The sequence below is a fragment of the Tenacibaculum sp. MAR_2010_89 genome, assembly GCF_900105985.1.
GTDB classification, from domain to species: Bacteria; Bacteroidota; Bacteroidia; order Flavobacteriales; family Flavobacteriaceae; genus Polaribacter; species Polaribacter halocynthiae.
Genome location: NZ_FNUB01000004.1, coordinates 305038 through 330639 on the forward strand (window position 1 = coordinate 305038; position 25602 = coordinate 330639).

The following is a 25602-nucleotide window of genomic DNA, read 5'->3' on the forward strand; positions in this document are numbered from 1 at the left end:
AAATGAAAAAATACATCATATACATTATAATTTTAATGGTAGGATTAATTTTTGGAAAACTATTCTTTGGTAATTCATCAGATAACGAAACAAACCACAATCATCAAGCCGAAAGTAACTTATCGCAAAAATGGACATGTTCAATGCACCCACAAATTATGCAACCCGAAGCAGGCGATTGTCCAATTTGTGGTATGGATTTAATTCCTGCCGAAGCTGATGCAGACGGTTTATCGCCTAATCAATTTAAACTTACAAAAAACGCAATGGCGTTGGCAAACGTGCAAACTACCATTATTGGTAATGCTACTGCTAATTCGGATAATGGAATAACCTTATCAGGAAAAATTGCCGAAAACGAAAAAGCCAACGCAGTACAAGTAAGTTATTTTACAGGACGAATAGAACGTTTAAATATCAGTTTTACAGGCGAAAGTATTAGAAAAGGGCAACTTTTAGCCACCATTTATTCACCCGAATTGGTTAAAGCACAACAAGAACTACTAACAGCATCTACCTTAAAAGAAACACAACCTGCATTGTATAAAGCAGTGCGTAATAAGTTAAAATTATGGAAGCTGTCTGACAACCAAATCAATCAAATTGAAAGTTCTAAAAAGGTAAAAGAAAATTTTCCTGTGTACGCTACTGTATCAGGAACAGTTTCAGAAAAATTAGTAGAACAAGGAGATTATACAAAACAAGGGCAACCGTTATTAAAAATTGCCAATTTGAATACGGTTTGGGCAAACTTTGATGTGTACGAAAATCAAGTTAGTAATTTCAAAGTTGGACAAGCTATTGCTATTTCTACAAATGCGTATCCTAACGAAGTTTTTAATGCTAAAATTTCGTTTATCAATCCTGTTCTAAATCCACAAACACGTACCGTAACTGTTCGAGCGGTTTTAAACAATCAAAAAGAACTCTTTAAACCCGAAATGTTTGTAACAGGAAAAGTAGATGCCACAGTAAAAGAAACCAAAGCACAATTATTGATACCTGCATCGGCTGTTTTATGGACAGGAAAACGCTCAATAGTATATGTAAAACCAGATACCAACAATCCTATTTTTGAAATGAGAGAAATAGTATTAGGTAACAAATTAGGCGATAATTATGAAGTAAAAAATGGCTTACAATCAGGCGACGAAGTGGTAACCAATGGTGTATTTACTATTGATGCATCGGCACAATTACAAGGAAAAAAGTCGATGATGAACCATAAAAAAGAAATGAATGAACAGTTTGAAGTGAGCAAAAAATTCACATCGCAATTACAAACTGCCTACGATGCGTACATCAAACTAAAAGATAACCTTATAAAATCGGATGCTGAATTATCAAAAAATAGTGCATCAACTTTAAATAAGGCATTACAAAATATCAATATGAAATTGCTAACCACTAACGAAGCTCACAAGCAATGGATGCCGTTAGTTAAAACACTAAAATCAAGTAGTAATGCCATTACCAATTCCGATGATATTAAAGTGCAACGAAATCAATTTAAAATACTTTCAGAGTATTTTATTTTGGCTGTACAGTCGTTCGGAATTAACGAGGTTAGCTACAAGCAATATTGCTCAATGGCAGATAGCGACAAAGGTGCATATTGGTTAAGTAAAGAAAAACTAGTATTAAATCCGTATTTCGGCGATATGATGCTGAAATGTGGCGAAGTAAAACAAGTAATAAATAACAAGTAAATTTTTAAACAATGAAAAAAGTAATGTTAAGCGTAGCAATTATAACTACAATGAGTTTAGTAAGTTGTAAAAACGAAACAAAAAAAGAAACAACTATAACAGAGCAAACAATAACCAAACAAGTAGCCTCTACCCAAACAACATTTGGTGTTCGTGGTAACTGCGGAATGTGTAAAAATACCATTGAAAAAGCGGTTAATAGTATTGATGGAGTAACATCAGCTGAATGGGATAAATTAAAGAAGCAAATAAATGTTTCGTATGATGAATCTAAAACAAATTTGAATGCAATCCATAAAGCAATTGTTAATTCAGGTTATGATACAGATAAAGTGATGGGAAGTGAATCTGCTTATAAAAATTTACCTGCATGTTGTAAATATGATCATGAAATGGAGATGAGTTTAAAAGGAGAAGTAAAAGAAGATGAAAATTCAAATCATTAAGTTGTAATGTCATCTAAACTGACACCTATAAACAACAAACCCTGTAAACATAATACTTACAGGGTTTATTTGTGGAGACGCCGAGTAGGAAAGGTGTATTTTTTATGTTTTCTATTTAATCTGTTTTTACCGATTTTAGATCATAACAAAACCCCTACAACACTTTACCAACAAGGATTTAGATTAAGTTGACACTTGGTAGTTAAAAGGATTGCCCCTCTCTGATAAAACTCGTAACTTAATCCAAAATATATGTATTTGAGCCCCTCCTCAGCACCACCTGATTCCTACAGAAAACTTACCAAATCTATTTATTATGGCAAGTGTAAAGTTTTTTATAAAAGGGAAAAGTAATCCTACTACAATTTATGTTCGATTATCCGCTTCTAATAGAATATTGTTAAGAAAAAGTACTTCACTATTAATTAATCCTGATTTTTTTAATAGAAAAAAAGGAGTTGTTAAATTGATAAAAGCTAATGAAGGTTTAATTAATTTAAATAATGATTTAGAAGCTTTAAAAATTAAAATAATAACTTCTTATAATAAGGAAATATCAAAAGGTGTTAATATAAACTCATTGTGGTTAACTAGCATTATAGATGTGCATTTCGATAGGGTAAAAGAAAGTAAATTAGACTTTATAATAAATTATGCAGATGATTTTATAAAAAGGCTACCTACTAAAACTAATCCAAAAGGAGGAGTTGGAGTTTCAATAGCTACTATTAAGAAATATAAAACTATTAGAAGAAAATTAAGAAAATATGAAATCAGTAGAAAGTTAAAATTAAAACTAACAGATATTAATTTAAGTTTTAGAGAGGATTATTTAAAATTCTTATTAGTTGATGAAAGAATGAGTATGAATACTGCTGGAAGAGATATCAAATTTGTTAAAACCATTTGTTTAGACGCTAAAAATAATGGTATCGAGGTTAGTTCTCAGTTAGAATCAATAAAAGGTTTTTCAGTTAAGGTTGAAAGTATATTTTTAAATTTTGATGAGATAGAAATTATAAGTAATACTAAGTTTTTAGATGAGAACTTATCAAATGCGAGAGATTGGTTAGTTATGGGCTGTTATCTAGGTCAAAGAGTTAGTGATTTGTTGGTTATGAGAAAAGAAAATATAAAGGAAAAAGGAAATCTTAAAGTTATTGAACTTACTCAAAAAAAGACAAAGAAAAAAGTAAATGTTTTATTACATCCAAAGGTTATTGAAATATTAGAAAGAAGGAATTGGGAGTTTCCTAAAACGTTTTCTAATAATTTGGAAAGTAATAAAACATTATTTAATAAATATATAAAGGAAGTAGCAAGAGAGGCTGGTTTAATTTATAAAGTAGCAGGAGGAAAGGTGAATAAAAAAACTAATCGTAAAGAGAAAGGGGTATATAAAAAATATGAATTAATTACTTCTCATATTTGTCGTAGAAGTTTTGCTAGTAATTATTATGCAACTGTTCCAACACCTTTATTGATGAGTGTTACTGGGCATTCTACAGAGAAAGATTTTCTTTTGTATATCGGTAAAACATCTGCTGATTATGTTGATAATTTAGCAAAATATTGGGGGTTATAAAGTAATGAAAAATGATTTCTATTTAGGTATATTTATCAAATAAATTGTAACGAAACTCCAAGTCATTTGAAGTACTTAGCTTTTTCTGAGAGGAGTATAATAAATTAAAAATGTAAATGGGAAAATCTATAGAACTTTTAAAAAATTACTCAAAGGAGAAGCATCGTGATTTACTGTACTCAACCTTTGATGTTATTCCATTTTCTATTCATACTATTAATAGTGAAGTATGGGAAGAAGAACTTTGGCTTAATGGACATGAGGTTCCATATGTGTCATTAACACATCTATTAGATTCTTATGATTGTTTACCTGAAAGACCTGATATGGGATTTACTTTTCTATGGAAAGCAATAAATAATACATACAAAGAACTTGGTGTAAATAAAAAGATTTTGCAATCAGACACATCAAGACTTTCCGACTCAGATGGGATAAATTATTTAATTAATGAGATTGATAATATAAAAACATTGTCAGTATCAACAGAGTACTCAGTTTTAGAGTTAATAGAGGAGTATGTTAGTTTAATGCCTATGAAGCCTTTAAAATTTGTTAGTAATTATGTTTTAAAAGGAAATACTATGGAAAACTCAAATATTTTACCAATATTAAGAGGTTCATCATATGCATCATTTAAATCAAATCATAGTGATATTTTTAATAAAATTAAAAACACTTATGGTAATGCATATAATAATATTACAAATCCAGTAATTGTAAATAGTAAATGTAATTTAAATATTACTGAATTTGAAAAATCAAAATCTATACCTAAAAGTCTTGCTGTAAAATTAAGAGAATTGTTAGTTAATAGAACATCAATTATAAGTAATTCTAATCAGAGTCAAGACTACACATTATCTCTTTCTGATGATAAAGAATATTTTAAGTTTCTAATTAAAACTATTTTATATGCTATAAGAAATAATAGTGTACATGGTAATCTGGTTTCTAGATTAAACAGTGAGTACTCATCTGTAGGTTCACTTAAAACAGCTATTTATATTTATTTTTTAGGTCATTTATTCTTATCACTAGGGTTATATATTAATGATAAAATAGAAGTTAATAATTTATCAAATAATATTAAAAACCTTGAATTGCTTAAATCTTTATTGTAATTTTTAATCGTATTCAAAGTAAGTTTTCAAGAGTTTTATTGTTGCTTATAAAGTTTGAAGTAGATTTAATAGGTCAGGGAGATAGTAAATATTAATATTTTAATTTGGATGAAATTAAAAAAAGCAGAGTTTGAAAATTTAAGAAAAAGAGTTCAAAAGATTAGCGTCGATTTAATGAGACATGAAAATAAAAATCATGCAAAAGTGGGCTTTCCAATAACGAACTATAGGAAATGCGAAATTGATGGAAAACCTTTTTATTATACTGGGTCAAATATATTTTTGATTTTAGTTGAAGAGGTACTGATTAAAGCGAGAAAAATTTTCCCGAAAAATTTTGGTAATGGGAATGCAGTAAGTGTATTACATGCTTTAAACAAAACTAGATTTTTGTGTAATAATTTAAAAGATGCTATTAGAGTTTATGGAAATGAAAATTTTATTTTAGTTTTTGATAATGAAAATGAAGAAGAAGAAAACAGAATTCTTAGAATTGATTTGTTTAGGCAGTTAAATAAAATAAGACATAAGAAAAGAAGATATGATTTTACAGGAGGTTTGTTCCATGTTTTAAAACATTTTAGTATTAATAATGAACCATTATCTACAGGAACAGATATTAATAATGTAGAGACACCTACAGATGTAATTAAATTAATTATTAAAGCATTTTACTTATTTTCTGGAAAATTTGATGAAGACGACAGTAATAAATACACAGTAATAGAACCTTTAGATGATAAAAATGAAATGTGTTATGTTTTTTACTTTGAAGAAGTGACTAGAGTCTTTTTTCTTAAAACAGTATTTAAAAGAAAGATTAAAATTTAACTTTATAAGGGAGAGAGTTAGTTTATCAGTAAAACAAAGTAAACAAAGGTGTTTTGAAATAGTACTTCTTTATAAAAAAGAAGCTTACAGATATAAAATAATAAAGAATAGGCGTAACAATGGATAAATTAGAGCTAATCCCAGTTGAAAAATTACTACAGAAAGATTTTTTTATACCTTCCTATCAGAGAGGGTATCGTTGGAAAGAAAGACAAGTAATAGATTTATTAGAAGATGTTCTTGAGTTTCAAAACAAAGGAAAGCTGAGAGAGGAAGGTGAGTTTTATTGTTTACAACCTTTAGTAATTACAAGGAAAGAAATAAAAGGTAAATTGAAATGGGAAGTAATAGATGGTCAACAAAGGTTAACCACTCTCTATCTAATATTAACTTATTTTAAAAGTTTACTAATAGAAGAGCATGGAATTGAAGGATTATATACAATTGACTATGAAACAAGACAAGGAAGTTGGTCTTTTTTAGAAAAAATAGAATCGAGTGGTGAAATTAGTAAAGAAAATCCTGATTATTACCATATTAGTATGGCTTATAGAACAATAGTTGATTGGTTTTCTGATAAGATAAAAAATAAAGAAGGCAAAAAAAGATTTTCAAAAAGGCAATATTTAGAAAGTTTGATACTAACTGATGTAAATGAAAGTGATATAGATACTGCTAATAACGTTCGTTTTATTTGGTATGAAGTTCAAACTAAGGATGAGTTAGAAGCAAAAAGTATCTTCACAAGAATAAACATGGGGAAAATACCACTTACAAACGCAGAACTTATAAAAGCACTTTTTTTTATAAATGGGACTAATTCAAGTAAAGAAAGAGAAAAGCATCAGCAAAAACTAGCCTATGAATGGGACGGTATTGAAAAAAGCTTGCAAAATAAAGATTTTTGGTTTTTTCTGAACAAAGTAAATTATTCAAAACCAACTAAAATTGAATTTATATTTGATTTAATAGCAAATAAATACAAAGAGAAGGTCTCCATTAAAGTTAACAAAGACATTGATAAGTATTATACGTTTTATGTTTTTAATAATTTGATTAGTAGCGGAGTGGTGTCAAAAGAGGAGTTGTGGAAAGAAGTAAAAGTGTATTCTAAAACTTTTGATGAGTGGTTTAGAAATAATGAATATTATCATCTAATCGGGTATTTGATACATACAGGGAAAGATATTGAACTCATAAAAGAATTATCAAATAATATATCAAAATCAGGGTTTAAAAAAGAATTATTTAAACTAATTAAAGGAGGTATTCAATTAAATTTTGAGAAAAATAAAATCGAAAATTTAATTGAATTGTCTTATCAGGATAATAGTCAAATTATAAGGGATTTATTACTTCTTTTTAACGTTGTGTCAACAATGGATAGCAAATATTCAAAATTTCCATTTGAAAGATATGTGTATGAAAAATGGAGTTTGGAACACATTCATGCACAAAACTCTGAAGATTTAAAGATAGATAAACATAGGAAGTCGCTTTTAGAAGAACAAAAAATATATTTTAAAAGTTTGAAAGAAGAAAATTTAACTAGTAAAATAATTGAAATTTTAGAAAGTGATGTTATAAATGTTGACTTGTTTACTAATTTACAGGAAGAAATTTTTAAAAAGTATACAAAAGATGAAAATGTAAATATTCATTCCATTGATAATATGGCTCTTTTGGCAAGAGCTGATAATTCAGTTTTAAACAATAATATTTTTCCTATTAAAAGGGACAAAATAATTGAACTTGATGAAAAAGGTTCTTTTATTCCAATCTGTACTAAAAATGTTTTTCTAAAGTATTATAGTAAAGATGTCATTCAAAATTCTGAATGGACAAAAAAAGATAGGAAAGCTTATTTAATTGAAATTAAGAAAAAAATAGCTAATTATTTGCCACATGAAGAAGGGAAGAATGAAAACTAAATATACTTTTTGGGAATTGTTAAGTAACTATAGAATAGAAATTCCTAAAATTCAACGTGATTATGCGCAAGGAAGAAAAGAGCCAGATATTATTAATATAGTTGATACTTTTCTTGAAGATATAAAGAAATCAATAATAGAGCATAAGGAATTGAACCTTGATTTTGTTTATGGAAAAGTTGAGGATACAGTTTTGATACCTCTAGATGGTCAACAACGTTTAACCACATTGTTTTTAATTCACTGGTATATTGCTTTAAAAGAGAATAAACTAACAAGTGAAGTGAAATCTATTCTGTTAAAATTCTCTTACGAGACTAGAGTTAGTTCAGAAGATTTTTGTAAATACCTAGTATCTGAAAATATTGATTATAGTATAATAAACAATAATATTAGTGATGAAATAACAGATAGTGAATGGTTCTTTCTATCATGGGAATTTGACCCGACTGTCTCAGCGATGCTGAATATGTTAGATTTAATACACGATAAATTTAAAAGAGTTAAAGAGAAAATATTTGATAAGTTAGTTGAGGGAATTAATGTAACTTTTCAATTTTTACCATTAGAGCAATTTAAATTAACTGATGAGCTTTATATAAAGATGAATGCAAGAGGTAAGCCTCTTACTGAGTTTGAAAATTTTAAAGCTAATTTTTCTCAATATTTAACAAGACTAGAAGATAAGTCTAAATTAGATAATGAATGGTTAGATGTTTTTTGGGATTTTGAAAAAAATAATGAGACTGAAATTTTAACAGATAATGTAGATAAACAGTTCTTTAGTTTTTTTAAAAATATTACTTTAAATTTTTACACAGAAGAAAATTATATTGATAAAGATTTTATAGATAATTATAATCTTTTTAAAAATTATAATAATGTTTATGATAGTGAAAAATATATTTCTGAAATTATAAGTGTTTTTAATGGACTTATAACTTATAACGATACAGAAGATGTTTTTAAAAACTTCCTATCTTCTTCTGTAAATTATTGGGAAAGATTAAGGTTTTATTCATTGTCTAAGTTTTTTATCCAATTTGGTCAAGTAGATAAAGAAAATGTTGAGTATTTAAATAAATGGATGAGAATAACAGGGAATCTAATAAATAATACACTTATTCAAAGTCCTTCTAATTATGTAGATGCAATTCGTTCTGTAAATGATTTAAGTGCTAATATTTCTACTATTTATGAGTTTGTAAGTAATTCAAATGAAAAAATAAAATATTTTTCAAGAATACAGATAAATGAAGAAAATCAGAAAGCTAAACTAATTTTAAATGATTTAAGATGGGAAAGTATTTTGATTAGCATTGAGAAACATTCTTATTTTGATGGTCAAGTAGGTTTTCTTTTAGATTTCTCTAGAAATAATGAGGGTAAACATGAAAAAAAATATTTTAAAGAGTATTCTCTAAAATCTATCAAATTATTTAGTGAACAATTTAGTGAGGGTTATGATTTTCTATTTCAGAGAGCTTTATTAGTAAAAGGTGATTATTTAGTTGATAAAAATCAAAACAAAACATTTTGTTTATTTGATAAAGCATTAAGGACTAAAAATGATAATTGGCGAAAAGTATTTAATGATGAGCGGAAAAAACTTTACCTGAAAGAATTATTAGATGAAATTGACGATTCAAATATTGAGTTAAGTTTAAAGAAAGTTATTGATAATAATACGGTTAAAGATTGGAGAAAATCGATAATTGAAGACCCTTCAAATATAGCTTATTGTCAATATCGAGAAATAAGACAGTATTCTGATAATAATGTTTACTTATTATCCAAAAGACAAATGAATGGGCGTCATAAAGAAATATATAGTTGGGATTTATTTAAAAGAGAATTTCAGCACAAGAATTTTTTTCCTTTTAAAAATGTTTGGTATTGGGAAAGTACATCTTGGGAAGAGCCTTGTATAATAATATCAGAATTTAATTATAATGGAGGTAGGTTTGTGTTTGAAATTGAGTTTGACGATAGAAATAATAAATACAGAGTGTCATTCAAAGATAGAAATGAAGGAGCATTTCCAGATATAATTATAAAAATTTTAAAGAAATTTGGATTTAAAAATGATTTCTTAAGCTTGAAAGAAGATAAGTTGTCTGATAAAATTAAAGAAATAAGTTTAGAGTTATCGAACCTCAATAAAGATTAAGTTACGAGTTTTATCAGAGAGGGGCAATCCTTTTAACTACCAAGTGTCAACTTAATCTAAATCCTTGTTGGTAAAGTGTTGTAGGGGTTTTGTTATGATCTAAAATCGGTAAAAACAGATTAAATAGAAAACATAAAAAATACACCTTTCCTACTCGGCGTCTCCACAAATAACCTCGTAAGTCATTGATTTTGCGAGGTTTTTTATTTTAGTGGTGCTCCATAGTATAATTTTTTGATAAAAAACGTCTCAGAACTTCATTTTCCTTTAGAAAACTTTTCTTCAAATATAGATAAAATTTAAATTTTACTTAGAAGGAGACATTGAGAAGTATGAAATACAAATTATGGTCTGATGATTTGATTTAAATACTTAAATATATTTGTCAGACTATTATTTGTAAAAGTATTCTAAAACTAATTCTAATAATTATTTTGAGCGGTATAGAAGCACATTCGTAATAGCTTTATCAAGCTTAATTAAATTGTATGTTTAATCAATATAATTTGAAAACCGTAGTTTTAATCTTAGGAAAAAAAGATAGAATAGAATTTTACTAGAATTAAGTATAATGATTTTGTTGTTAATTATATTTATTCAGTAAGGAAAGTTGTTTAACAAATTATAGCCTGAGGTTCGTTTAAATACTTAAATAATTTTATTAAGCCATAATTTGTAAAAGTATGATAACAATTAATTCATTTATTTTCTTTTTAAAAAGTAGAAATGACATTAAAACGACAATATATAATCTATTAGTATCAATACCTGTTAAACTATGTTTTAGTAATAAAAAATATAGAACAAATTATGGTCTGAGGTTTAGGTTTAAATACTTAAAAATATTTATCAAACCATAATTTGTAAAAAATAGATTAAACATTTTATAAAAGTTTAAAATTTAGGATTAAGCTAATTTTCTTCTTTCCAAATAACATTATAAAACCAATTCATTAATTTCATTCAGCGGAATTTTTCTATAAACTGTAAAATTCATACACTGATTAGTTTTTTCTTTTTTCTTAAAATTATTAATCTTGGTATAATCATAACTTTCAAGGCTCAGCATTTTATCTAAAATCCCTTTTTCAAGTAATTTAGAATGTAATAATTTTAAACTTTTTGCAAGAAATACTTCTTTAGTTTTATTATCTATTATTGCATAAGCAAAATTAGAACGCTTGTTTTCTGTTTGACTTTTGAACTCTATTAACTTATCCCTGTATACATCAATAAATTCAGATAATAATAGTTTATACTGTTTTTCTCATTAAATCCTTCACCATATTAAAAACCATTGCATTAAACTCTTCCTTAGCTTCAGCATTATCATTAATTATTTTATAGAAATCAAAATTTGTGGTAATATGTTTCAGTAATTCTTCCTGTGCTATTTTATCACTTGTAATACGTGCATTTTGTTCATCAGAATGATGTATAGAGTTTAACATATCCTCATTTTTAGCTACGCCATTGACTACACTTTCTGCCATCTGTCTAACCTTGTCTGCATCTTCAAATTCAGTTCCATAACGCTCATTAAATGATTTTATAATATTAGAAAGTTGGTCTATCTCAGGCTCATTAACACTACCTCTCATTTCTGTAGGTATAGCTTTTAAATCTTCACCTTGCTCCATTGCAATATTAGAAGTAGCTTCTAACTGTAAACGGTAACTATCCATATCAATATTGTCTAATACTCCTTGTGATAAATCTGGTTCTACATCTGTAACTAATTTATTTTGCAAATGATTTAAGAATATATACAAACGTTCTAAGTAGGCATTTTCGAAATCAACAATTTGTGATAAGAAAATATATAAACGTACATAAGTTTTTACTTTAGCTCTAAAATCAGCTTGCTCTTCTTCATCTAACTCACCTCTATATATAGTGCTTGACTGGTCTAATATAGCATGTAACTGGTCTATAGGTACATTAGCTAATATTTTATTTGAGAACTCTTCAATTTGTTCACGAGAATATACTTGAAAATTATCCAAAGCATCTTGTAAATCAAATAATTTATTAGGGTCAGTTCCTTCCCCTAAGATTGTACTTTCAAAATAAGGAGAAAAAGCTTTTCGTATTTCATCGGAAGAGTTTGCAAAATCTAATACAAAAGTATCCTTTTTTAAGGGGTGGCTTCTATTTAAACGAGATAATGTTTGAACTGCATTTACTCCTCCCAACTTTTTATCTACATACATTGTATGTAGTAATGGTTGGTCAAATCCAGTTTGAAATTTATTAGCTACCAATAAAAATTTATACTCATCTTTTTCAAATTCTTCAGGAATATCACCACTAGGAAAGCTATTTAAACTGGATTCTGTTTCTCCATCTACTTCTCCAGAAAACCCTACAATTGCTTTATAAGGACTGTTAATAGATTTTAAATAAGTATCAAAAGCATGCTTATACTCTACCGCTTTAGCTCGACTACTTGTAACCACCATTGCTTTAGCTTTACCTTGCATTTTTTTCTTTCGGATAACATTATTAATAAAATGCTCTATCATTAAGATAGATTTCTTTTTTATGGCATGGTCATGAGCTTCTACATAAGCTTTTAATTTTTTTTGAGCTCTTTTCTTATCATATTCGGGGTCGTCTTCTATTTTTTTTAATAGAGCGTAAAAACTCTGGTAAGTTGTATAATTTAATAATACATCTTTTATAAAACCTTCTTCAATAGCTTGTTTCATCGAATATAAATGAAACGCTCTATATTTAGTTTTACCATCTTGTTCAAATGGTTCTCCAAATAATTCTAAGGTTTTGTTTTTAGGTGTTGCTGTAAAAGCAAAATAACTAGCATTAGGTAATAGTTTTCGAGCTTTTATCATTGCTCTTATAAAATCTTCTCCAGTTACTTCATTACTTTCAGTTTCATCATAATCTTCTAACTCTTTCTCCAACTCTGCTTCATCAGAAACTTTAGCAAGTGTTTCGTTTAATTTACGAGCCATTTGACCACTTAAACTACTATGTGCTTCATCTATTATAATACCAAAATTATTACTAGGTAAATTGCCAATATCCTCAACAATGTATGGGAATTTTTGAATGGTAGTAATAATAATTTTCTTTCCTTCTTCCAAGGCTGTTTTTAGTTGTTTACTACCTTCTGTAATTGCAGCTACTACACCTTTTACTTGCTGATATTGTTTTATATTTTCTCGTATCTGCTTATCTAAAACTCTACGGTCTGTAATTACTATAACAGAATCAAAAATAGTTTTAGTTCCTGCTTTATCGTGTAATCCTACCAGTTGATGAGCTAACCAAGAGATAGAATTACTCTTTCCAGAGCCAGCTGAATGTTGAATTAAATATTTTTGTCCAGCTCCTTTTTCTTGTGCATTTCTTAAAATTTTCGATACGGCAGTTAATTGGTGGAAACGAGGGAAAATAAGTTTTTTAGTTTTCTTTATTTTCTTCTTTCCACTAGCATCTTTATATTCTTTTTCTTCAGTAATTAACTTTGCATAATTTTGTAAAATATTGGTAAGTTTATCTTTAGTTAAAATTTCTTTCCAAAGATAATCTGTTTTTATACCTCCATTTGGTTCATTTCCAGCTCCATTATTACAACCTTTATTAAAAGGTAAAAAATAAGAGCTTTCGCCTTTTAATTGTGTACACATCCAAACCTCTTCAGTATCAACAGCAAAATTGACCACCATTCTTCCTAAACGAAATAATTCTTCATTTGGGTTACGGTCTGTTTTATATTGCTTAATAGCATGTTTTACATTTTGCTTGGTTAGTTCATTTTTTAACTCAAAGCTAATAATTGGTAAACCATTGATAAAAGTAACTATATCTAAAGAGTTTTTATTTTTACTAGAATAATAAACTTGTCTCATTACGGAAAACAAATTAGCATCATATAACTCTTTTGCTTTCTTATTATAAGTAGAGACAGGTTTATCGTAAAACAAACGAATTTTAGTATCCGTAAAACCATCGGTAACTCCTTTACGCAATACCTCAATAATACCTTTAAGTTTTATTTGGTCGTTAATACGTTTGATTATTTTTTGTTGATATAATTCTTTGTGATAGCGTTTTAGTTTTTCTATTGCTTTAGGTTGCGTAGTTTCCAAAAACTGGAATAAAATATCTGTATCGACGCAGTTTACATTATCATAATTTTTTGATGTGCGTAATACATAACCATTTGTATTAATTAAATAGTCTACAATATGTTTTTCAAAACCATTTTCTTTGGTGTTAGTTCTTTTAATCATTGTTAATTAGGGGACTTATAATTTATAGTTTCTTCAGCGACCATTGCTAAAGGTTTTTCAGTTTCGGGTATTTTAAATTCTCTAACGTCTATCTTACCTGTAACCACTTCTGCTATTATAGCATTTTTATATTCCACTACCATGTCTATTTCTTTATTTATGGAAGCAATAATTTTATCTATTTTATTAAGTTCATCATCTATGTAATTAGCTATTTGATTTTGCTCTTCTAACGGTACGTTTGGAAAGTAACTATTTTTTATATCATTATAGTTAAGAGTTTGTCTTACTCCAGAACCAAATGTTTTCATAAATAGAATATCAAATACGTGTAATAACCACTTTAAATACCTTTTATTTAGATTTTCATTGGCTTGAAGAACTATGTAACCTGAACTTACAACAACATCTTTATCAGAGAGTGCAGTTCTAAGGCTTTTAAGGTCAAAATTTAAGTTCAATGGGTTTATTAAAAATTCACCTTTTAATAGTTCCTGATAAGCTGCTTTGGTTTCAATAGGTACTTTTTTATCATCTTTATAAACAACATTTCCAAAACTAATTGAACCACAGTTTAGGTCTGGATTTGAGGTTTTCTTTTTATGAGATAGAATATGTTTTATTTTAATTGTGTCCCAGTTCTCAGGAGTCGACCCCAACCATTGAATGTTACTTGTTTTCATTCTAACATTTTCATCTAGTCCATTTGTTATTGTCTTTATAACCTTGGAAGATTTAAGTTCATTTAACCTTGAAATAGTCTTCTCTTTTTTGGCTATAAAGCGTTCTATTTTTTCTAGTTTGTATTCTAGAAAATTAGCAATAGTATTCTGCTCTTTCAAAGAGACTTTCGGAAAATAACTGTTTTTGATATGAGTGTAACTGAGTGTTTGTCTTACTCCAGACCCCAATGTTTTCATATAAGAAACGTCAAATACGTGTAATAACCACTTTAAATACCTTTTATTTAGATTCTCATTGGCTTGAAGAACTATGTAACCTGAACTTACAACAACATCTTTATCAGAGAGTGCAGTTCTAAGGCTTTTAAGGTCAAAATTTAAGTTCAATGGGTTTATTAAAAATTCACCTTTTAATAGTTCTTGATAAGCTGCTTTGGTTTCAATAGGTACTTTTTTATCATCTTTATAAACAACATTTCCAAAACTAATTGAACCACAGTTTAGGTTTGGATTTGAGGTTTTCTTTTTATGAGATAGAATATGTTTTATTTTACAAACTTCCCAATGTTCAGGAATTTTGTCAAGCCAATCAATGTCAACTTTTTTATATTTTAAATATTTCTCCATTAAGATATAATTTCTTTTAATAAACCATCAGTTTCCTTTTCTAGTTTTATTATATCTAATGTAATGTCATAGGTGCTTCTTATGTTTTTATATTCAAAAAAATATTTAGTAAATGGAATTTCGTAGCCAATTTTAATTTTCTTTTTATCATACCAAGCATCTTCGGTAAAGGGTAATACCTCACGAGCAAAATAATCGTCAATATTTTCAGTGATAGGAACATTTTCAAAATCTTTTAATTCTTTGTTAGATTTTGGATTACCATATTTATCATTTATAATAGAGCCATTTTCGTCTTTTTCTGGTTGATGTATGGTTATCTGATAAAAACCAAAATCTTCATTATTAAATATTTTTGAGTATTCATTTTCTTCAAATTCAAAATAAAGATTTTGAATATCTAAAATATGATTAGGGGACAATTCTACTTTTTTATCTCCTAATCCTTTACGCATTTTATCATAAAACACTGTTGAAGTAGCATTAATTAACTGTACTTTATTTTTACGTTTCTGACTTTTGTTATTGCTTAATATCCATAAGTAAGTTGCAATACCAGTATTATAAAACATATCATTGGGAAGTTGTATAATACATTCTAAAAAATCGTTTTCCAAAATGTATTGTCGTATGCCACTTTCGCCACTTCCTGCATCTCCTGTTATTAAAGCTGACGCATTATGTACAGATGCAATTCTACTACCACCATCTTTAGGGGATTTCATTTTAGATAACATATGTAACATAAACATTAACTGCCCATCACCACTACGAGATGTTAAGCATTTTCTTTCTAATTCACCTTTAAAGTTTTTAATTTCTAGATTAAAACGAGTATCTTTTATTTCTATTTTCTTACCAACTCCTTCGTTTAATTCTTTTTGGTCTTCTTTCCAACTTGTACCATATGGAGGGTTGGTAAGCATAAAATTAAACTTTAAGTTAGGGTCAAAACCATATTTACTAAGTGTAGAGCCAAATTGTATTTTATCTGGGTCTTCTCCTTTTAATAACATATCCGATTTACAAACGGCATACATTTCTCCAGTATTTTCTTGCCCATATAGATGAAAGCTTGCCTTTGACTTTATTTCACCTTCAGGATTGGTTGCATACTTTTTAGATTGTGTAAGCATTGCTCCAGAACCAGCACATGGGTCATATACCAAATATGTTCCTTTTTGTATTTTATCTTTTACAGGTAGATACACCAAGTGAGTCATCAACTCTATGATTTCTCTAGGGGTAAAATGTCGTCCTGCTGCTGCATTAGTTTTTTCATTAAACCTACGAATCAGGTCTTCAAACATATAACCCATTGCCATAGGAGATATTTTTTCTGGACTTAACTCAACTTTAGGACTACAAAATTTTTCTAATAATGAAAAAGTAATTCCCGTAGATTCAAAAGTATCTAATTGGTTACGAAATTTAAATTTTTGAATAATGTCTTGGACATTTTCAGAAAAACCATTTAAATAATCTAAAAAATTAGCATCAATGTTATTAGGGTCTTCTAATAACATTTTCATTGTGTATGGTGAAGTATTATAAAATTCTAATCCAGAACCATGGTCTTTACTGGTTAAAATCCCAGTAAGATTGTCCATTTTACTTTTAAATTCGTTGTGGGTTTTAAGTACTTTGTCTTTTGTTGGCTCTAAAGCCAAATCTAAACGTCTTAAAACCGTCATGGGTAAAATAACGTCTTGGTATTGGTTTTCTAAATATTTGTTTATTAATACATCATCTGCAACTGTCCAGATGAAGTTTATAATTGGCTGTAGACTTTGTGTATCTAAATTCATTTTTTATCCTTCGATTCTACTAAAAGTTCTTTGGCTTCAATGCCTAATATTTCTCCAATTCTATAAAGGTCTTCAATACTAGGTTGTCTTCTGTTTTGAGCGTATGAGTTTACCATATTGTAACTTTTACCCAATTGTTTAGCCAACCAAATTTGCTTAATTCCTTTTTTCTCTAAAACCTCTTTTATACGGTTCATTTTTGAATTGTTGTATTCAAAGTACAAAGTAATAATTTTATTTAAAAACATCTCACAAAATGAGTATAAAATGAATCGTTATATTTAAATTCATTGACTATTAAATTATGTTGCAACCTCATTTATTAATAACATATGAATTTCGAAGAAAAACACCAATACTTAGTCAAAAACATTTATGATGGACTAACAAATCTAAATACTGGTTTTGATAGTCCATACATTTATTATTTTAATGAATCAGATTTTGAAATTATTTTGGATAGAGTCGAAAAACATAATATTACTATATCAGGAATTGAGCCATGGAAAAATGGCGAATACTACGATGTTAGAGTTATGGAAGAGTACCCTGATGATAAGCTATGGTATAGAAAGGTTTTTGAAGATTATAAAGCTTTAAAAGAGAATTTTCAATACGCAGCTAGTTATTTATTACCAAGTAAATAAATAATATCTTATTTTTTTTCTTCAAACTTTAATAATTCTGAAGGGTGCATTAAAAATGCATCAGCTATTCTTTTAAGCATAGATATTTTCATTTCTTGTTTACCTAATTCATATTTACGAAGGTTTTGTGCATCTATACCAGCTTTAAAAGCTATTTCTTCAATAGGTATATTTTTCTCATTTCTTAATTTTCTTATGTGTTTTCCTAATTCAATACAGAACTCTGGAATTTCACGTTTTCGTGTTCGTTTATCCATGAAACAAATCTGCACACAAGAAACCAAAAACAACCAATTGTAATCAATGGGTTGTTTGTAACCTTTTTTGATTATTTTTGCATAAATAATATAACATATAAATTATGAAAAGAACATTAATAGCCAATAAACTAATTTTGTTTATTACCATTTTTTCTAACTTAATTTCATATAGTCAAGAAAAAATAAGATTTATTAATCTAAAAAAATTGAATAGTACTATCTATGAGAAATCAACTAAAGATACAGAACTACCTGATTTTACCTATCCTATAACTGATGAAAATTATTTAGAGAGTATAAAGGATACATTAGCTATTTATAATGAAAAATTAATAGTATTTAAACGTATAGAAGATTTAGAAGAATTGGTTGGTAACTTTCAGCAGCTTAAACTAAACACAAATTCCAAAAAAGAAAGAAAAAAACTTCTGGAAAGGTCATTTAAAATCTATGAACAAAACAAACAAAAAAGGTTAGATTTTTCTCCATTAAAAATAGAGAAATCTGAATTTAAACCTTCTCTTTTTGGTTATTCTTATAATTCAGATGACATAATTTTAAAAACCAAAAAAGTAATTAAGTTTCTGAACGAAAGAGTTATTATTAAGCATAATAAAGAAATACAAGAAAAAATAAGAAATGCTAAAAATAATTTGAGTCAAGGTTTAATTAAGTCATTACCTAAAATAAATAGAAAACTCCAAACTTTAAAAGAAAATACTGATTTAGAGACTATAAAGGGAGAGTATACTCATAAAGGCGTGATATATGTATCTTATAAAAATGATTATTTTAACAAAAGATATAAAGGAGAAATAGTTAATTCTTACATACAAGGGAGTACATATACATATGAATATTATAAAAATATAAATGGTGATGGAAAAGATGTTTATATACGTGACTTTAGATATCCTAAAGAATTTACTATTGAAGCTAATGTTTATAAAACTATATCTGAAGGAGCAAAACAAATGGGTGGTACATTTAATATTACTGCCTTAGATTGGACTATAAAGCTAAAAAATGGGAAAAAGATTAATGTTACAAAGGATATTTATAATGCTTTAGAAGCTAAAAATTATAAATACATTCTAAATAAATCAAAGATACCGTCGAAAGTTAAGTACTATTTAAAACAAGCTACCCCATATTTAAAAACAATGTATAATGGGATTTTAGCTCATAAAAATTGGACATTAACAAAAGCCAAGAAAACTTCATGGATAAATGCTACGAAAAAAGTAAAATTGATTGATAAAAAAATTAGAGCTTTATATGATAATAATGAAGATAATTATTATGATTTTCAAAAATTACTTGATACAAAAACGATAGAAGACAAAACCTATTTTGACACCGTCCTTAATAACTCCAAAAAAATATTAGGGATTATCTAGCTAATTTTAATACTATATTTTAAAAGCCATCTTTTTAAAGATGGTTTTTTTGGGTTTAAACGATTTTAAATAAAAACAAATAAAGACCTGAAAGACAAATACTTAACCTTGTGTTTGATTTATTTAAGCATCACTATAAACCTTCAGTTCTGACAAAAAAATAAAAACTTCGTTATATTGATGTAGAAGGATATTCAAAGTGAATATTCATTAAAAATATTTTATATGAATAAAATAATTATAAAAGCAAATCAAGAAAAAACAATTTTAGATTACGATGTCAAATTCTTTTCAGATTACCATCCAAGGTTTACTAATAAGTATGGAGAAAGAGAAAGAAAAACTATTTATTCTCAACAACCCTTGAAAGAAAGATTTATTACAGCAAATAATAAAATAAACGAACGTTGTAATTATAATGGTAAAAAAGGAAAAGACGAGACTATTAATGGTATATATGCCCATCTTTCTTTAAATGAACTTGTATATGCTATCAATAAATCTTCTGCAAAAAATCACTATTTCATTTTTAAAAAGAAAGAAAAAGGAGAAATTATAAAAGGACATGGGCTTTGCATATCTAAATTACTTCTACAGGGAGGTATAAGTCCTATCAAGAATTCCATTGGTAATGGTTCTCCGTTTTTATTTTACGATATTGATGTAAAAAGTCAATTAGATAAAAAAGAGAATATTACTCTATACTCAGAAGATGGCAAACCAAATGCTTTGAACAAGAATGTTTTTGATTTTATGAAGTCTATATCACTTATAACAGCCCGTTCGTCAAGTGGTCTAGGAATTTGTGGAGTTCTATACTGTCCTTTCTTGGAAAATATTAATAATAATAATTTACATAAAGAAATAGGTATAACAGTTTATCGTTTTATAAATGAGAACTTAAACCCTCCAACTCAAATTGAATTTGATGAAGCACAAGCCCAATTTACACAAGGAAGGATGTTTCCTGTTCAACTTTCTAATACTACTAATGCTGACTGGGATAGGGTTGAACTAAATAAGGAAGCTTTAGAATTTGATGTGGAACTTACACATAACGAAGAAAGTTTTAATAAGGAAACTATTAAAAAAAATAGTTTAGCAAAGACATCTGAAAAAAAGGAAAGTAAAATATTAAATTTAAATAATAGTTTTAGCTCTGAATTTGACAATAAAAAAAATGTAAAATTATTTAATCAAAGAATTAAATGTTCATACTTATTAAATATTAGTGAGTATTATGAGTATGTATGTATTAATAATAGTGGGTTCGAAGTTTACCAAAAAGTAGGAAAAAATAATAAGTCGGTAAATGTTAATCCAGAAAGGAATTTCTTTACTTGTTTTACAGGTAGTTTAAATGGGTATACTCCATTCCATTTATACGCACAACTTTTTTTTAAAGGTGACTTTAAAAAAACATATTTTTCATTGGAAAAACAACTAGAATACGAAAAAATAGTAGATGATAATTATTGGTTAGACTATTTAGAACCTTTATCTGTGATATACAATTGGCAGGAGATTATAGAAATATTAAACTCTAGTTATAAGTACTCTGATATATATTTATCTGAAGATGGAGTAATAAAATCCAGAAGTAAAAGTCTTGTAGATATTTTAGGTATAGATGAAAGAGATATTACTAACTCACTTCATTTATTATTAAAAACTAGAGGTTTCGAATATCCTATATTTGATATTTTAAATGACAAAAATATTACTTCAGACTTAAAAATAAACAAGTATTTAAGTCCTGAATTGATAATAAATAATTGTATAGAATTCATAAATTATGTTTTCTCTCCTTGTGGTACAGGTAAGACAACTACTTTTTTAGGAAGTCAAGAAACTAATATTAATGGAATATCTAAAAATAACAGTGTACTATTCATAGTTCCTAGAAAACTTATGGTAGAGCAACAATCTAAAAGCTGCAAAAAAAGCCATAATATTATTTCTTCTACTGGAGATGAACAATTAGGTTTCGACATTAATACAGAATACATTTCTTCAATAGGAAATAATGTAAACAAACTTTTTGATAATAAAAACAAATTAAGGTCAGTTATAACCACATATGACCAATTTGTAAATATTCCTAATTCAATAATAAATGAGTATGATTATGTAGTTTTGGATGAAGCTCACCTGTTAGCATCTGATGATTTTAGAGAAGCAATATCAGAAACTTATTTAAAATTAAAGGAGTCGCATAATAATAGAAATGTAAAGTATATTTTATTGTCAGCAACTCCTAGTATGGAGGTATTTACACTTAAAGAATATTTTAAAAATAATTTTAAAATATTAAATATTAAAAAAAACGAAGATTTAAAGCCTTGTGTTTTAATTAATGGAATAGATGGAATTTCTAAAGAGAAAAAAGGGCTTTTAATTTTTAAGCAAATTTTAAATGATATTTCAGAAAATCGAAAAGCAATTATTTTCTGTGAGAATAAAGAAAAAATAATTCACAAGATAAATGCATTCAAAAGTTATTGTGACTCAATATGTCAATCAACACCTACTATTGGAATTATAAGTGCTGATTCTAAAGAAATGAATGCATATAAACAAATTGTTAATAATGAGTATTTAGAGCCTAAAGTAACTTTTACAACCTCTGTTCTAAATGTAGGAGTAAACATCACCAAAGGTACAGAAGGAGGAGCAAGTTTTTTCTTTGATTTTAGCTCAACTGCACACCATACTTCTGCATGCAGTTTATTACAACTAATGTTTAGGAATAGAAATAAAAAAACAAAAGTTCATTGTTATGCTGAAGTTTTTAAAGTCGATGATAGAAAATTAAAAACTAATTTAGTAGATAGGTTTAATAATTTTAAAAAAAATAAATTATATGAAAATGAAAGTATCAAAAAGAGATATAAGTTTAGTGAAGTGAAATTAAAGACTCAGAATCAAGTATCTGAAACCTATATAGCAACATCAGATTTAGAGAAAAACACTAAAATAGAACAAAAATCTTTAGGTAGTTTTGTTAACTTAGCCGTTAAAAATGGGTGTTATATTGATTATACCTACAAAACGATAGAGCCTGAAAAAGGTATTAAAAGTGATAATATTATAAATTCTTTGGTTTATAATATTCTAAAACAACTTTTGGAAATTAAAACAAATAATAGAATTAAATTAATTAATTTAAGTGAATTTAACAATGAATTAATTACCCCAGAAATTTCTATTGCTAAATCGCCTAATAAACTAGAAGATGGACAAGAATTTTATGAATGCCAATATAATCCAAGTCTAAAAAGTATAGAAGAAAAAATAACACGATGTTTCAATTTCTTGAAAATTAAATACGGAAGTAGAAATAAAGTTAAAAATGTTTTAAACTTTATTTTAAATGATAAAAAAAATAAAAAGAGATTGGATAGAAAATTGATAAATTATATTGATACTCTAAAAATAATTGAAAAAGAATCTATTATTAGTAAAATATTATTATCAGAAATAGAGAGGTTAGAAGATTTTTCAAAGAAAAAAATGGAATATATTTTAGAGACTAAAATTCCTAGTAAAATTTTATCCATTCTTGATGATGAAATTACAAATACCAATCTAGAAAATATTCATCTAGATTTAGTTAAAAACAAAAACTTTAGAGAATCTTTCGAAGAGTATATAATAGGAGAAACAAATAAAACTTTTAAAGCCTTATTTCTAACTAAAGAAGAGCAAAAGAAGTTCACTTTGACAGAAAAAATGATTCTAAACATAGAAAAAGAAAAAAACATTACTGAAGAAGACTTTAGAGATATTCTCATTAAACTGAACCTTAATAATAGTATTATAGAAGAAAATATATTTGATGCTTTATCTCATAAATTATCTTTAAATTATACAGGTGTTACATTAGATAAATTCAAGGCAGAATTTAATACTTCTTTAAAAGATTATTTCAATGATGAACTCCATGAAAATGAACTATTATTATCTGAATTTATTGATGTATACAGGGATAAGTTAATAGAGTTCAAAAGTCAAACAGAAAACAAGCGTTCTAATTTTGCTTATGCAATAATAGATAATAAAACTAAAGAAGTATTTCTTGCAAAAAGTTTAAAATTATTACATTCTAAATTACTTGAAAAAGGGATTTTAGATAAAATGCTGAGCCTTGAAAGTTATGATTATACCAAGATTAATAATTTTAAGAAAAAAGAAAAAACTAATCAGTGTATGAATTTTACAGTTTATAGAAAAATTCCGCTGAATGAAATTAATGAATTGGTTTTATAATGTTATTTGGAAAGAAGAAAATTAGCTTAATCCTAAATTTTAAACTTTTATAAAATGTTTAATCTATTTTTTACAAATTATGGTTTGATAAATATTTTTAAGTATTTAAACCTAAACCTCAGACCATAATTTGTTCTATATTTTTTATTACTAAAACATAGTTTAACAGGTATTGATACTAATAGATTATATATTGTCGTTTTAATGTCATTTCTACTTTTTAAAAAGAAAATAAATGAATTAATTGTTATCATACTTTTACAAATTATGGCTTAATAAAATTATTTAAGTATTTAAACGAACCTCAGGCTATAATTTGTTAAACAACTTTCCTTACTGAATAAATATAATTAACAACAAAATCATTATACTTAATTCTAGTAAAATTCTATTCTATCTTTTTTTCCTAAGATTAAAACTACGGTTTTCAAATTATATTGATTAAACATACAATTTAATTAAGCTTGATAAAGCTATTACGAATGTGCTTCTATACCGCTCAAAATAATTATTAGAATTAGTTTTAGAATACTTTTACAAATAATAGTCTGACAAATATATTTAAGTATTTAAATCAAATCATCAGACCATAATTTGTATTTCATACTTCTCAATGTCTCCTTCTAAGTAAAATTTAAATTTTATCTATATTTGAAGAAAAGTTTTCTAAAGGAAAATGAAGTTCTGAGACGTTTTTTATCAAAAAATTATACTATGGAGCACCACTAAAATAAAAAACCTCGCAAAATCAATGACTTACGAGGTTATTTGTGGAGACGAAAGGACTCGTAACTTCATCTACTCACTCAACACTATAAGATATTGAATATCAATTATTTGAGTGTCAATATCTAAGTTTCAAACAACACCTCAAATTCGTGTTAGGTGCATATATTCCAACCAAATCGAGTTTTGAGTACTGATTTACTACAAATTTAACGCAACTGCATTGATGGTCCTAATTGAGGTATTATTTACTGTGCCGATAACAATTGAGAATGATCTTATACATGTAAGATTTTTACATCTTTTAGTTGGTGGTGTATTATCTAAGTAGATATTATTAGTTCCCCCGCGGATTCACTTATTCGTGTATCACGGTTATACCATTATATAAATTAAATGAACCATAATATGGTACAACTGTAGACCTATTCAATTTTAGACCATTCAATGGTGTAGTTTAAAAATGATATTATTTGTGCAGATAACATTTATGGACAGGATCTCACCTGCAGTGATCTGATCTCTTCAATTGTTATCCGCACAGAAACATCAGAATTGACTCTGGTAATGTGGTTCATCTATATATATTGTTCCCCCCGGGATGGGGTTCCTTCAGGTCCCACATCCCCCCTTAAATGGTGGTAAAACGATGATATTATAATGGGGGTCAATACCCTCTAAAAAATATTATGAAAAAATGAGTGAGATATTGGGAATTAATTTTCAATATCATCTAAAAAGTATTCAAAACTCTCACAAAATGATTCTTCCTCTTGCTCTTCATTTTGTATGGATATTTCCAGAATAATGTTTTCTTCTTTTAAACAGAATGAACAATCATGGAAATCACTTAGAAGATGATCATTCATACACACAAACTGAAAAAAATCTAAATGAATCCATTCCTTTAAATCTTTCGCTAATTCTAACTCAAGTAAATTTCCTTGTGGTATATTTTCATATCGGTTTTCTGTAGAATTATAAGTATACACCTCTCCAATACTTTTGTTGTTTAGTTCAATATTTACCAAAGGACCGCCTTGCCTTTTGTTATCAGAGGTAAAAGATAGGACTTCACGATTTTTTAAGAGATTAAATATTTTTATTTTTAATGTATCTTCCATTTA

16 protein-coding genes are annotated in these 25602 nt (G+C 27.1%); 10 read left to right on the forward strand and 6 right to left on the reverse strand.

The window, feature by feature from the left end:
- The first annotated feature begins 2 nt into the window (after positions 1-2).
- The 7 genes from BLV71_RS02270 (at position 3) to BLV71_RS02300 (ending at position 9796) form a co-directional block, all read left to right on the forward strand.
- Positions 3-1709, forward strand: coding sequence for an efflux RND transporter periplasmic adaptor subunit (locus BLV71_RS02270; RefSeq protein WP_093868973.1), 1707 nt, complete (start codon positions 3-5; stop codon positions 1707-1709).
- Between the two features lie 11 nt (positions 1710-1720).
- A complete protein-coding gene (locus BLV71_RS02275; protein WP_093868974.1) occupies positions 1721-2155 on the forward strand; it encodes a heavy-metal-associated domain-containing protein in 435 nt (144 codons plus the stop codon).
- A gap of 316 nt (positions 2156-2471) precedes the next feature.
- Positions 2472-3740, forward strand: a complete 1269-nt coding sequence (locus BLV71_RS02280) for a phage integrase SAM-like domain-containing protein (protein ID WP_093868975.1) — start codon at positions 2472-2474, stop codon at positions 3738-3740.
- A gap of 116 nt (positions 3741-3856) precedes the next feature.
- Positions 3857-4864: a hypothetical protein gene (locus BLV71_RS02285; RefSeq protein ID WP_093868976.1), complete on the forward strand. Its 1008-nt coding sequence runs from the start codon at positions 3857-3859 to the stop codon at positions 4862-4864.
- Positions 4865-4972: 108 nt separating this feature from the next.
- The gene (locus BLV71_RS02290) at positions 4973-5695 is read left to right on the forward strand and encodes a hypothetical protein (RefSeq protein ID WP_093868977.1); all 723 of its coding nucleotides are present in this window, start codon (positions 4973-4975) and stop codon (positions 5693-5695) included.
- A gap of 119 nt (positions 5696-5814) precedes the next feature.
- The gene (locus BLV71_RS02295; RefSeq protein ID WP_093868978.1) at positions 5815-7626 is read left to right on the forward strand and encodes a DUF262 domain-containing protein; all 1812 of its coding nucleotides are present in this window, start codon (positions 5815-5817) and stop codon (positions 7624-7626) included.
- Positions 7616-9796, forward strand: a complete 2181-nt coding sequence (locus BLV71_RS02300; RefSeq protein WP_176974331.1) for a DUF262 domain-containing protein — start codon at positions 7616-7618, stop codon at positions 9794-9796. The genes BLV71_RS02295 and BLV71_RS02300 overlap by 11 nt, the downstream gene beginning before the upstream one ends.
- A 1253-nt stretch (positions 9797-11049) precedes the next feature.
- On the opposite strand, the gene BLV71_RS02305 is transcribed toward BLV71_RS02300, so the two are convergent.
- Genes BLV71_RS02305 through BLV71_RS02320 form a run of 4 tightly spaced genes read right to left on the reverse strand, consistent with a single transcriptional unit; the run spans position 11050 to position 17370 of the window.
- A complete protein-coding gene (locus BLV71_RS02305; RefSeq protein ID WP_093868980.1) occupies positions 11050-14055 on the reverse strand; it encodes a type I restriction endonuclease subunit R in 3006 nt (1001 codons plus the stop codon).
- A gap of 2 nt (positions 14056-14057) precedes the next feature.
- Positions 14058-15365 (reverse strand): restriction endonuclease subunit S, encoded by a 1308-nt coding sequence (locus tag BLV71_RS02310; protein ID WP_093868981.1) that lies wholly within the window; start codon positions 15363-15365, stop codon positions 14058-14060.
- Entirely contained in the window at positions 15365-17173 is a 1809-nt protein-coding gene (locus BLV71_RS02315; RefSeq protein ID WP_093868982.1) for a class I SAM-dependent DNA methyltransferase, read from the reverse strand. The genes BLV71_RS02310 and BLV71_RS02315 overlap by 1 nt, the downstream gene beginning before the upstream one ends.
- Positions 17170-17370: a helix-turn-helix domain-containing protein gene (locus BLV71_RS02320; protein WP_093869220.1), complete on the reverse strand. Its 201-nt coding sequence runs from the start codon at positions 17368-17370 to the stop codon at positions 17170-17172. The genes BLV71_RS02315 and BLV71_RS02320 overlap by 4 nt, the downstream gene beginning before the upstream one ends.
- A 135-nt stretch (positions 17371-17505) precedes the next feature.
- Here BLV71_RS02320 and BLV71_RS02325 point away from each other — a divergent pair, with 135 nt between their 5' ends.
- Complete coding sequence (locus BLV71_RS02325; protein WP_093868983.1) at positions 17506-17820, forward strand: hypothetical protein; 315 nt, start codon at positions 17506-17508, stop codon at positions 17818-17820.
- An 8-nt stretch (positions 17821-17828) separates the two neighbouring features.
- Here the strand turns inward: BLV71_RS02325 and BLV71_RS02330 are convergent, their stop codons facing one another.
- A complete protein-coding gene (locus BLV71_RS02330) occupies positions 17829-18077 on the reverse strand; it encodes a helix-turn-helix domain-containing protein (RefSeq protein ID WP_093868984.1) in 249 nt (82 codons plus the stop codon).
- Positions 18078-18181: 104 nt separating this feature from the next.
- On the opposite strand from BLV71_RS02330, the gene BLV71_RS02335 reads away from it, so the two are divergent.
- Positions 18182-19480, forward strand: coding sequence for a hypothetical protein (locus BLV71_RS02335; protein WP_093868985.1), 1299 nt, complete (start codon positions 18182-18184; stop codon positions 19478-19480).
- Positions 19481-19705: 225 nt separating this feature from the next.
- Positions 19706-23749 (forward strand): DEAD/DEAH box helicase, encoded by a 4044-nt coding sequence (locus BLV71_RS02340; protein WP_093868986.1) that lies wholly within the window; start codon positions 19706-19708, stop codon positions 23747-23749.
- A 1442-nt stretch (positions 23750-25191) separates the two neighbouring features.
- Here the strand turns inward: BLV71_RS02340 and BLV71_RS02345 are convergent.
- Positions 25192-25599, reverse strand: coding sequence for a hypothetical protein (locus BLV71_RS02345; RefSeq protein WP_093868987.1), 408 nt, complete (start codon positions 25597-25599; stop codon positions 25192-25194).
- Positions 25600-25602: the final 3 nt, after the last annotated feature.

What these genes read in the sequence shown, in the direction of transcription:
- BLV71_RS02325 (WP_093868983.1), top strand. Translation starts at nt 17,506, where the DNA reads ATGAATTTCGAAGAAAAACACCAATACTTAGTCAAAAACATTTATGAT.
- BLV71_RS02340 (WP_093868986.1), top strand. Translation starts at nt 19,706, where the DNA reads ATGAATAAAATAATTATAAAAGCAAATCAAGAAAAAACAATTTTAGAT.
- BLV71_RS02330 (WP_093868984.1), bottom strand. Translation starts at nt 18,077, where the DNA reads ATGGATAAACGAACACGAAAACGTGAAATTCCAGAGTTCTGTATTGAA.
- BLV71_RS02280 (WP_093868975.1), top strand. Translation starts at nt 2,472, where the DNA reads ATGGCAAGTGTAAAGTTTTTTATAAAAGGGAAAAGTAATCCTACTACA.
- BLV71_RS02275 (WP_093868974.1), top strand. Translation starts at nt 1,721, where the DNA reads ATGAAAAAAGTAATGTTAAGCGTAGCAATTATAACTACAATGAGTTTA.
- BLV71_RS02285 (WP_093868976.1), top strand. Translation starts at nt 3,857, where the DNA reads ATGGGAAAATCTATAGAACTTTTAAAAAATTACTCAAAGGAGAAGCAT.
- BLV71_RS02345 (WP_093868987.1), bottom strand. Translation starts at nt 25,599, where the DNA reads ATGGAAGATACATTAAAAATAAAAATATTTAATCTCTTAAAAAATCGT.
- BLV71_RS02300 (WP_176974331.1), top strand. Translation starts at nt 7,616, where the DNA reads ATGAAAACTAAATATACTTTTTGGGAATTGTTAAGTAACTATAGAATA.
- BLV71_RS02310 (WP_093868981.1), bottom strand. Translation starts at nt 15,365, where the DNA reads ATGGAGAAATATTTAAAATATAAAAAAGTTGACATTGATTGGCTTGAC.
- BLV71_RS02315 (WP_093868982.1), bottom strand. Translation starts at nt 17,173, where the DNA reads ATGAATTTAGATACACAAAGTCTACAGCCAATTATAAACTTCATCTGG.
- BLV71_RS02290 (WP_093868977.1), top strand. Translation starts at nt 4,973, where the DNA reads ATGAAATTAAAAAAAGCAGAGTTTGAAAATTTAAGAAAAAGAGTTCAA.
- BLV71_RS02295 (WP_093868978.1), top strand. Translation starts at nt 5,815, where the DNA reads ATGGATAAATTAGAGCTAATCCCAGTTGAAAAATTACTACAGAAAGAT.
- BLV71_RS02305 (WP_093868980.1), bottom strand. Translation starts at nt 14,055, where the DNA reads ATGATTAAAAGAACTAACACCAAAGAAAATGGTTTTGAAAAACATATT.
- BLV71_RS02320 (WP_093869220.1), bottom strand. Translation starts at nt 17,370, where the DNA reads ATGAACCGTATAAAAGAGGTTTTAGAGAAAAAAGGAATTAAGCAAATT.
- BLV71_RS02335 (WP_093868985.1), top strand. Translation starts at nt 18,182, where the DNA reads ATGAAAAGAACATTAATAGCCAATAAACTAATTTTGTTTATTACCATT.
- BLV71_RS02270 (WP_093868973.1), top strand. Translation starts at nt 3, where the DNA reads ATGAAAAAATACATCATATACATTATAATTTTAATGGTAGGATTAATT.